The following is a 9570-nucleotide window of genomic DNA, read 5'->3' as shown; positions in this document are numbered from 1 at the left end:
GTCTTGGCATTCCAAAACCAGTAGTCGATTTGGCATGTGTAGTCTGCGACGAGAGAACGAGGTGGATCAGCACTTTTGCCGTCAATTTGGCTGATACTCTGGGTTACCTGAGGCCCTGCATCCATGTCGCGCCAGTTGTTGTCCACATGCACGCCGGTACCGCCACCACCGAAAGGTGGTGACGAGGTCGGATTGCCAGGATTGAAGCCACCGGAACCCAGCTTCTCGGAAGTGCGCGTGACTGTGACTTTTCCCGACACAATGTCTACGTCTATCCACGCGTAAGGAGCGTCATAGCCATGATCGTTCGGCACCCAAAGGCCGCGCTTGTCGCAACTATTGCTGTCGTGGGCATACCAGACACCGTCGGTCCAGTTTTTGTCTTGCAAATTTGGAGTGTTGAAAAGGCAATCAAAATGCTCTGGACCAATCGCCACAGCGAGCGTTGGCGTGAGCCAATTGTCGTTTTGATCACCCGCCATGATGTCGGTGTTTGCCGGATAGATTTGATTCGGAGGCCAAATATCGTTGTGCCAAAATGTGCCGGGCACAACCCGGCATTTAGCTTCATTGACCAGTCTGTCATCCAAGTTCCGGACAACAACGCCCTGGCCACCGAAGAAAATTCCTTGCGGCGGGTCCGACGCAATCGCGGAATTCAGGGTATCGACCAATTCTGGCAATTTTCCGTCTCCTAACACTGCAGTGGTAGATCGGGGTCGCGCAGTCGCGGCGTGTCTGTGCTGGTTCAAAGCGTAGACCGTGTAAGGCCTCGGCAAAGTCGTAGTTCACCAGATCGCACCACCGCTTTGGAGCAGATCGAATTTGGTCCCGAAGTGGCGGTGACCCACAAGCCGGGTATGAATTGAGTTGGCAGTTCTGGGTTCGTCGATGGTGGCGGCGGATGCGGCCGCGACGGTTTCGGGGCGGGGGACGCCGGTGAACACTTCGGCGCTCTTACGGGGGTGCTGGAAAGGTCAGCGCACAGTAGCGGGGCGCGCTAGAACGTCGTGACGGGACGCACCTCGTTGGCCAGATCGACCAGCGCGTAGCGGTGCGCCTGGCTGGTGGCCACCCGGGCGAGGCTGCGCAGGGAGGCCTCTACTCCGAGGCGGAGGCCGTGGTCGGTGAACGGGAACCCGAGGATGGGTGTCGGACTTGCGGTGTTGTCGGCGATCCAGTCCATGGCAGTGCCCAGCACCAGTGCCCGGATCTGAAGCACCCGGGGCTCGCTGTCGGGCAGGGCCTCCACCCGGCGCGCAGCGTCGCGGATCTGGGCTTCGTTCAGTTCGTGTGCCGAGCGCCCGGACAGCAGGGTCACCGCGCTCGTCAGCCGTGCGGTGGTGAAATGCCTTGACCCGATGGGGACTTCGTCCAGCGTGGTGACCGCACTCTCTCGGTCGCCGTCGACGGATTGGGCGCGCGCCAGACCGAAGCCCGCGGAGATGATGTTGTTGTCGGTATGCCACACCGTCTCGTAGAACGGTCGTTCGCCGGAAGTTGCGGCCAGTTCGGCGGTGGCCGCCAGCGCCAGCTTGGGGGCGAGCTCACCGGGGAACGTGTCCAGCACTTCGGCGAAATGCTTTGTCGCCGAGTCGTAGTCACTGGTAAGAAGCTGGGAGACCGCCTTGAACCACACCAGTCTCCAGCGCCAACCCACCCGTTCGGCGAGAGCGTCCAGCTTGCGGTTGGCCTTGGCGACGTCGCCGAGATCCAGCAGCGCGCGGACTTCCATCAGTGGCAGTTCCACCGAATCGGAGAGGTCGACGTCTTCGGAGTCCAGGATGCCGTGGCGGGCGGCGCGCAGCGAGTCCAGGGTCTGCACGGGCTGGGATAGCACTGTCGCCGAGAGCACGGTCGCCGCGATGTCGGTGGGGTCGACGAGCGGCACCGGCAGCGCGGTCACGATCTCCGGCGCGGTCAGTTTCTCGGTATGCACCAGCCCGTCGAGATAGACGTCGGTGTGGGCCACCAACAAGTCCACGCCGAATGTCGAACGCGTGCGGGTGAATACCGTCGACAGCCCGGGACGCGGCACACCGGTGTCGGCCGCCACCACCTCGCGCAGCACACCGAGCAACTGGGAGCTCATCTCCTCAGCGCTGGCGAAGCGCCGCCTCGGATCCGGGTCGATGGCCCGTCGCAGCAGCCGTGCGAAGGAGTCGTACTTCTTCAGCACCGAGTCGTCCTCGGGTAGGCCGTCGACGTAGCGGCCGTGGCGGGCCCGCAGGTTCAACGTCAGCGCCGCGAGCGTGCGGCCCACGGTGTAGATGTCGGTGGCGACGGTGGGGCCGGTACGCACAATCTCTGGAGCCTGGTAGCCGGGCGTTCCGTAGAGGTAGCCGAAGGAGTTGATCGGTGACACCGCGCCGAGGTCGATCAGCTTGAGCTGCTCCTCGGTCACCATGATGTTCTCTGGCTTGAGGTCGTTGTAGCACAGTCCGATTGAGTGCAGATACCCCAGCGCGGGCAGGATCTCAAGGATGTAGCCGATCGCCTCGGAAACCGGGAGTCGCTGCCCCTTCGCCGGTTTGAGCGACTTGCCGCCGACGTACTCCATGACGATGTAACCGACCGGCTCGCCGCGGGAGTCGGCGTGCTCGACGAAGTTGAAGATCTTCACGATCGATGGGTGGACCACCTCCGCCAGGAACTGACGTTCGGCCATCGCGATGGCCTGGGCCTCAGCGTCGCCGGAGTGCACCAGACCCTTGAGCACCACCGGCCGCTCGTTGACGTTGTGGTCAACGGCCAGGTACACCCAGCCCAAGCCGCCGTGGGCGACGCAACCCTTGATCTCGTACTGGTCGGCGACCATGTCGCCGGGATTCAGCTGCGGCAGGAACGAGAACTCACTACGGCAACGCGGACAGAACCCCTCTGATTCGCCGGGGTGGTCATCGGTGGAACGGCCGACGGGCCGCCCGCAGTTCCAGCAGAACCGCTTGGATTCCGCGACAACAGGGTTCACCATCATCGCTGAGAGCGGGTCGATCTCGGGCACCCGCGGTATCTCCACCAGGCCGCCGCCGAGCCGGCGGGTACCGGAGATGCCCCGCGAGACCGTCGGCTCCTCGGTCTCGATCGGCTCGCTCCGGACCGACACCTCAGCGTCGTCATCGAACCGAGGCCGGAATACCGCCTGGGTGGACATCGCCCGCATGCTCTGGGTCGAATCCATGTCGAGATCGGCCATGCTGGCTGGCTGGGTGCCGACGTCGACGTCCTGCTGCTCGGTGCTCATGCGTCCGAATACCTCGGTGGCGGTGGTGTCGGCGCCGGGCCCAGCACCGTCAACCATTTGCGGTACAGGGTGTTCCAGGTGCCGTCGGTGCGAATCCGTTCCAGCGTGCCGTTGACGAAACGCACGAGGCCGGTGTTGGTCAAGTTGATTCCGACGCCATAGGGCTCCTCAGCCATCGACGGTCCGACGATATGCAGGTAGGGATCCTGGGACACCAGCCCTGCCAGGATCGCGTCGTCGGTGCTGACGGCGTCGACTTCGTTCTGCTGCAACGCCACCAGGCAATCCGCCCAGCTGACCACGGTGATGATGGTCGGTGGCGGGTCGATCTCCCGCACGCGGCGCAACGAAGTGGTGCCACGCGCTACACACACCCGCCGGCCGGAGAGGTCCGACGGTGTTGCGATGTCGGATTCCCGCGGAGCCAGAATGCGTTGTGAAGAAACGAAATACGCGGTCGAGAAGGCGACCTGCTTGCGTCGCTCGCACGTCATCGTCATGGTCTTGACCACGATATCGACGGTGTTGTTCTGTAAAGCGGTGATCCGGTCGGCCGAGGACAGGATGCGGTACTCGACGGCCGATGGTGTGCCGAAGATGTCGCGGGCGATTTCGCCGGCGATATCCACATCGAACCCGGCGATCTCCCCGGAGACCGGATCGCGGAAGGAGAACAGGTTGCTGCCTACGTCCAGGCCGACCAGTAGTCGTTTGCGGTCCCGGATCGTCGCGACCGCGGCATCGGCCTGCGCTCTGGAGGGAAAGGGTCGCAGGCTGGCAGTGCGGTCGCAGTCATCACGGCTATTGTCCGGCGGCATGGCCTTTTGCAGCGGGAGTTGTTCCATGCCGGGGGGGCTCGGCGGCGCAATCGTCGGTGGCGGCGGGGCGGGGCGATCGACCGGCTGCGAGCACGCGGCGAGGGTGGCGGCCGCCACCGCGGCGATGAAAGCTCGCCTGATCCTCGCGCGAGCGCTCATGCCGATTTGATTGTTCGTCGCGCAAGCGCTCATGCCGGTTTGATTGTTCTTCGCGCAAGCGCTCATCACCGGTACTCACTCATCCTCGGCCACAGGCCCAACGCCACGGCCAGCGCCGCGCCGACCGACAGCACCGCCCCACCGACGGTGGTGCCCGAGAGCACCCGCCGGGCCGAGATGATGTCTGACCGCAATTGCGTGCGACTTTCCTGAATGCCTTGATTCAGAGCGTCATTGAGTTTCTCGAACGCCGCGGTGGAGTCGTTGTCGCCGGTTCCCAGCGCCACCCTGGTGGCAGCCTGATAGTTGCCCACCGTGATGTAGTCGTTGATCCGGACGCCGGCCTGCCGCCAGCGTTCCAGCAGCTCGTCGGCGTTGGCCAGACCGCTGGTGTCCACGTTGTCCGTGCGCGCCAAGTAATCGGCAAGCTGCTTACGCATGGCGTCGACGCGCTGATAATACGAGCGTTGTCGGAGGTCTTCGTCGCCCCGCCGGATCAGCGACAGGGTTTCGTCGGCTCGGGCCTGCTGGGCGGTGATGGCGAGGCTGGTGACGGTGCGCAGCGAATCGGCGGCGGTGTTCTTGGCGGCGCGGCTGCCCGCGGTAGAGATCGCCAGCGCTGTGCCCACCCACACGATCATCACCGAGATGGCCATCCCGCCCACCACCAGACCGATGTTCACCCGGCGCTTGGTGCGCCGGGCCAGCCAGCGGTGTGCGAACAGGCCGAAACCCAGGGTGGCGGCGACCACGATGATGACCGGGGCCGGAATCGACGCCGACGCCGTCGTTTCGGCGTCCACCCGGGCGGAGGTCGCCTCGTACAGTCGCTCGGCGTCGGGAAGGAGCTTGTCCTGCATCAGCCCCGAGGCCTCCCAAAGGTAGGACGAGCCGACGGGGTTGCCCATCCGGTTGTTGGTGCGGGCTGTCTCGATCAGACCGGCATAGACGGCGAGCTGGGCGTTGATCCGGCCGAGCAGTTCCACCAGCGGTGGGTCGGTCAGGCCGCTGGAGGCGCGGGTGGCCGCCACGGCGGCGTCGGTGATCGCCTGCTCGTAACGCTGTCGCACCGGCCGGGGTTCAGAACCGGCCATGAAGGCCGTCGCCGCTGCGGCGTCCGCCACGGACAGTGTGGTGTAGAGCTGGCCTGCCGCGAAGGCCAGCGGCTCGGTGTGGTCGAGCACGGCGGTCAGCTGATGCTGGCGCTCGTTGATCGTCGTGGAGATTGCGAACGCACTGAGAATCCCGAGCATGGCCAAGATGACGCCGATGGTGAGAATCCGCCCGGGCGTGGTGTTGACGAACCACCATCGTGGGTGAGCGGGCTCGGTCGGCGTCCGTTGTGCCAACGGCTCGGTCGACGGATGCGCCAGCTCGACGGTCACCTCACGTGGACCTCGCTCCCTTAGCGGCCAAACCTGCCTGAGTAAAGTCTAAGAGCCCAGCCGGGTATTGGCTCGTGATCGCCCAGACCGGTGTCGGCCCGCTCGGTCCGGCCCGGGTAACCAACGCCGAACGCGCCTATCCTGAATTCCGTGCGCGGAGACGGCGACGGCTGGGTGGTATCGGATTCCGGCACGTATCACTGGGGAGTACACGGCGCGGCCGGTCTGCTGCTGCGCGCACCCTGGCATGACGGGACCCCGGCGGTCCTGCTGCAGCACCGAGCGCCGTGGAGCCATCAGGGCGGAACGTGGGCTCTTCCGGGCGGGGCACTGGACAGCCACGAACAGCCCAGGGATGCCGCGGTGCGGGAGGCCCACGAGGAGGCCGGACTGGCTGCGGACAAAATCGTGGTTCACGTCAGCGTCGTCACCGCGACCGTCCCCGGACCGGACGGGCCGCTGTGGACGTACACCACCGTGGTAGCCGATGCCGGCGAGCTCCTGGAGACGGTGCCGAACGGGGAGAGCTCCGAACTGCGTTGGGTGCCCGAGCATCAGGTGGCAGAGCTGCCGCTGCATCCGGCGTTCGCCAGTAGTTGGGACCTGTTGCGCACCATCGTGACAGTGCCACCGCATGACTGCCGAATGGACCAGCCGCATACCGTCGTGATCGAGGAGATCTTCGCCTGGTGTACTCCGGCGGGGGTCAGTCCGCCAGCGCCTCGCTGAGACGCGTCGCCGCGGCGCCAGGATCCGCGGCGTGGGTGATCGCCCGCACCACGACGATCCGGCGCGCGCCGGCCTCGAGCACCTCGTCGAGCCGGCTTTCGTCGATGCCGCCGATGGCGAACCACGGCTTGTCGGGCCTCATCGACGTCACCGCCCGCACCAGGTCCAGCCCGGGCGCCGGCCGGCCCGGCTTGGTCGGGGTCGGCCAGCACGGGCCGACGCAGAAGTAGTCGACATCCTCCATCAGCGCGCGCGCTGCTTCCCCGGTCTCGTGGGTGGAGCGGCCGATCAGGGTGTCGGGTCCGACGATGGCCCGGGCCACCTCCAGCGGCAGGTCGTCCTGCCCTAGATGCAGCACATCGGCACCTGCGGCACGGGCGATATCGGCCCGGTCGTTGACGGCAACCAGCGCGCCGTGCCGGCGGGCGGCGTCGGCGATGATCTCCAGGGCGGCAAGTTCACCGCTGGCTTCCAGCGGGCCGAACCGCTGCTCGCCGGGCGAGCCCTTGTCGCGCAGCTGGACGATGTCGACGCCACCGCCCAGCACCGCATCGGCGAACTCAGCGAGGTCGCCGCTCTCGCGGCGGGCGTCGGTGCACAGGTACAGCCGTGCGGACATCAGCCGGGAGCGCGGTTCGTGCACACCGCGACGGTAGCGGCTAGCGTGGAGATCCGACACGGGAGTCCCGGGAACGGGGACTGAGAGTGGGCTCGATGTTCAGCGGGGGAACCAGCCCAGACCGTCACACCTGATCCGGGTCATGCCGGCGGAGGAAGCGAGAGGTACCTGATGGCTGAGCCGGCGGCGCCCGACCTCGCGGTCATCGGTGGCGGCGTGATCGGCCTGGCGGTGGCCCGTCGCGCAGCACAGGCCGGGTGTGCGGTCCGGGTGCATCGCACCACCCAACGCGGGGCATCGTGGGTGGCCGGCGGGATGCTGGCGCCGCACAGCGAAGGCTGGCCCGGCGAGGAGCAGCTGCTGGCGATCGGCCTGGAGTCACTGCGGCTGTGGCACAACGACAGTCCGGGCGGATTTCTAGACGGACTGCCCCCCGAGGTCGTGACCGCGAGTGAGTCGCTGGTGGTCGCGGTGGACAGAGCTGACGCCGGCGATCTGCGGACGGTGGCCGACTGGCTGGCTGGTCAGGGCCATCCGGTGGCCCTGACCACCTCCGCCCGTGATGTGGAACCCCTTCTGGCCCAGGGTATTCGGCACGGCTTTCGGGCGCTCGATGAACTTGCCGTCGACAACCGACTGCTCGTCGAGGCGGTCGAGGACCACTGCGAGCGGCTGGGGGTGCGGTGGGCCGGCCCGGTCGATCGGCTCGACGACGCCCGCGACGCCGGCACCGTCGTGATCGCCAACGGCATCGACGCACCCGCGCTGTGGCCCGGCCTGCCGGTCCGGCCCGTCAAGGGTGAGGTGCTGAGGTTGCGCTGGCGGCGCGGCTGTATGCCGCTGCCGCGCAGAGTGATCCGGGCCCGTGTGCATGGGCGTGCGGTCTACTTGGTGCCGCGCGCCGACGGCGTCGTGGTGGGCGCCACCCAGTACGAGCACGGCCGCGATACCGCCCCGTCGGTCAACGGTGTCCGTGATCTGCTGGATGACGCCTGCGCCGTGTTGCCCTGTCTGGGTGAGTACGAGATCGCCGAGTGCGCGGCCGGATTGCGGCCCATGACACCGGACAACATTCCGCTCGTCGGTCGACTCGACGACCGCACCCTCGTCGCGGCCGGGCACGGTCGGTCCGGTTTCCTGCTCGCGCCGTGGACGGCCGAGCGGATCGTCGGCGAACTTCTGGGAGCCCGGGAAAGAGTGCAAGCATGAAAGTCGCGGGAACATGAAAGTCGCGGGAACATGAAAGTCGCGGGAACATGAAAGTCGCGGGAACATGAAAGTCATCGTGAACGACGACGAAGTGCAGTGCGACGAGCAGACCACCGTCGTCGACCTGCTGGACCGCCTGGGTTACCCCGACAAAGGGGTGGCGGTTGCGGTGAACTGGGCGGTGTTGCCGCGCTCGGAATGGGACAACCCGGTTCCGCCGGATGCCCGGCTGGAAGTGGTGACGGCGGTACAGGGTGGCTGACGCGGCCCCCGAACCCCTGCGCATTGCCGGTCGCGTTTTCGGCTCCCGGCTGATTCTGGGCACCGGCGGAGCGCCCAGTCTGGCGGTGCTGGAGCAGGCGCTGGTGGCCTCGGGCACCGAACTGACCACCGTGGCGATGCGCCGGGTCGACGCCGAGGGCGGCACCGGGGTGCTGGAACTGCTCTCGCGGCTGAAGATCACCCCGCTGCCCAACACCGCCAGCTGCCGCGGTGCGGCGGAGGCGGTTCTCACTGCGCAGCTGGCCCGGGAGGCCCTGGGCACCGAGTGGGTGAAGTTGGAGGTCATCGCCGACGAGCGGACCCTGCTGCCGGATGCGGTCGAACTGGTCCGGGCCGCTGAGCAACTTGTCGACGACGGCTTCGTGGTGCTGCCCTACACGAACGACGACCCGGTGCTGGCTCGGCGGCTGGAGGACACCGGATGCGCGGCGGTGATGCCGCTGGGCTCACCCATCGGAACGGGCTTGGGGATCTCCAACCCGCACAACATTGAGATGATCGTGGCCGGGGCCGGTGTGCCCGTGATCCTCGACGCGGGCATCGGGACCGCCAGTGACGCCGCGCTGGCCATGGAATTGGGTTGTGACGCCGTGCTGCTGGCCAGTGCAGTGACCCGCGCCGCCGATCCGCCGGCGATGGCAGCGGCGATGGCGGCGGCGGTCACGGCCGGCCACCTGGCCCGCCACGCCGGGCGGATTCCCAAGCGGTTCTGGGGCCAGGCCTCCAGCCCCAGCCTGGGCTAGCTGCTGTGGCAGTTGTTCACGGCTCTGCCGACCGGACCCACGGAAGAGTTCATGATGTCGTCGCTGACATTCGACCACTGCTGGGCGCCGAGGGTCTGTTCCAACGAATTCACTTGCCGCTGACGTTGGCCCGGAGGAGCGGCCAGGACCACTGCAAGCCCGACCCGCAATTCCTGCTCCAGCTTGGGATCGCGACTGATCTTCTCCCAGACCAAGGGGTCGTTGCGCTGTATCGACGCCATTATCTGCGGTTCCGAGCAGGTGGTGGTGTTCAAGTCGTCGGCATTCGCCGGTCCTGCCGTGGCAATGACAATGCATGCCAGGCCAGCGACCGTACCCGTATACGAAAGCCCGCGAATGTACTTACTACTTGCGCTCATTC

At 66.6% G+C, this 9570-nt stretch carries 10 protein-coding genes; 4 read left to right on the top strand and 6 right to left on the bottom strand.

Going from position 1 to position 9570, the window contains the following annotated elements; genetic code table 11:
• From ADBZ6I_RS02730 to glnX, 4 genes are all read right to left on the bottom strand, one after another.
• Positions 1-674: hypothetical protein (locus tag ADBZ6I_RS02730; protein ID WP_526380609.1), on the bottom strand; the 674-nt coding region annotated here is incomplete at its 3' end.
• 326 nt (positions 675-1000) lie between these two features.
• Positions 1001-3244, bottom strand: coding sequence for a serine/threonine-protein kinase (locus ADBZ6I_RS02725; RefSeq protein WP_526380619.1), 2244 nt, complete (start codon positions 3242-3244; stop codon positions 1001-1003).
• On the bottom strand, positions 3241-4221 hold the full coding sequence (locus tag ADBZ6I_RS02720; protein WP_526380607.1) for a glutamate ABC transporter substrate-binding protein: 981 nt from the start codon (positions 4219-4221) through the stop codon (positions 3241-3243). Before ADBZ6I_RS02720 ends, ADBZ6I_RS02725 begins: the two co-directional genes overlap by 4 nt.
• Positions 4222-4286: 65 nt before the next feature.
• A complete protein-coding gene (glnX, locus tag ADBZ6I_RS02715; RefSeq protein WP_526380605.1) occupies positions 4287-5606 on the bottom strand; it encodes a protein kinase G-activating protein GlnX in 1320 nt (439 codons plus the stop codon).
• A 150-nt stretch (positions 5607-5756) separates the two neighbouring features.
• Here glnX and ADBZ6I_RS02710 point away from each other — a divergent pair, with 150 nt between their 5' ends.
• Positions 5757-6335: an NUDIX hydrolase gene (locus ADBZ6I_RS02710; protein ID WP_526380603.1), complete on the top strand. Its 579-nt coding sequence runs from the start codon at positions 5757-5759 to the stop codon at positions 6333-6335.
• On the opposite strand, the gene thiE is transcribed toward ADBZ6I_RS02710, so the two are convergent.
• Positions 6313-6954: a thiamine phosphate synthase gene (thiE, locus tag ADBZ6I_RS02705; RefSeq protein ID WP_526380617.1), complete on the bottom strand. Its 642-nt coding sequence runs from the start codon at positions 6952-6954 to the stop codon at positions 6313-6315. The genes ADBZ6I_RS02710 and thiE overlap by 23 nt on opposite strands.
• Positions 6955-7125: 171 nt before the next feature.
• On the opposite strand from thiE, the gene thiO reads away from it, so the two are divergent.
• From thiO to ADBZ6I_RS02690, 3 genes are all read left to right on the top strand, one after another.
• On the top strand, positions 7126-8163 hold the full coding sequence (gene thiO / locus ADBZ6I_RS02700) for a glycine oxidase ThiO (RefSeq protein ID WP_526380601.1): 1038 nt from the start codon (positions 7126-7128) through the stop codon (positions 8161-8163).
• 64 nt (positions 8164-8227) lie between these two features.
• Positions 8228-8425, top strand: coding sequence for a sulfur carrier protein ThiS (gene thiS / locus ADBZ6I_RS02695; RefSeq protein WP_526380599.1), 198 nt, complete (start codon positions 8228-8230; stop codon positions 8423-8425).
• 16 nt (positions 8426-8441) lie between these two features.
• On the top strand, positions 8442-9188 hold the full coding sequence (locus tag ADBZ6I_RS02690; RefSeq protein ID WP_526380615.1) for a thiazole synthase: 747 nt from the start codon (positions 8442-8444) through the stop codon (positions 9186-9188).
• On the opposite strand, the gene ADBZ6I_RS02685 is transcribed toward ADBZ6I_RS02690, so the two are convergent.
• Positions 9185-9568, bottom strand: coding sequence for a hypothetical protein (locus ADBZ6I_RS02685; RefSeq protein ID WP_526380597.1), 384 nt, complete (start codon positions 9566-9568; stop codon positions 9185-9187). The genes ADBZ6I_RS02690 and ADBZ6I_RS02685 overlap by 4 nt on opposite strands.
• Between the last annotated feature and the right edge of the window lie 2 nt (positions 9569-9570).

The sequence above is a fragment of the Mycobacterium sp. genome, from assembly GCF_044342925.1.
In the GTDB taxonomy this organism is placed as follows: Bacteria; Actinomycetota; Actinomycetes; order Mycobacteriales; family Mycobacteriaceae; genus Mycobacterium.
This window is presented reverse-complemented; position numbering and strand designations above follow the sequence as displayed.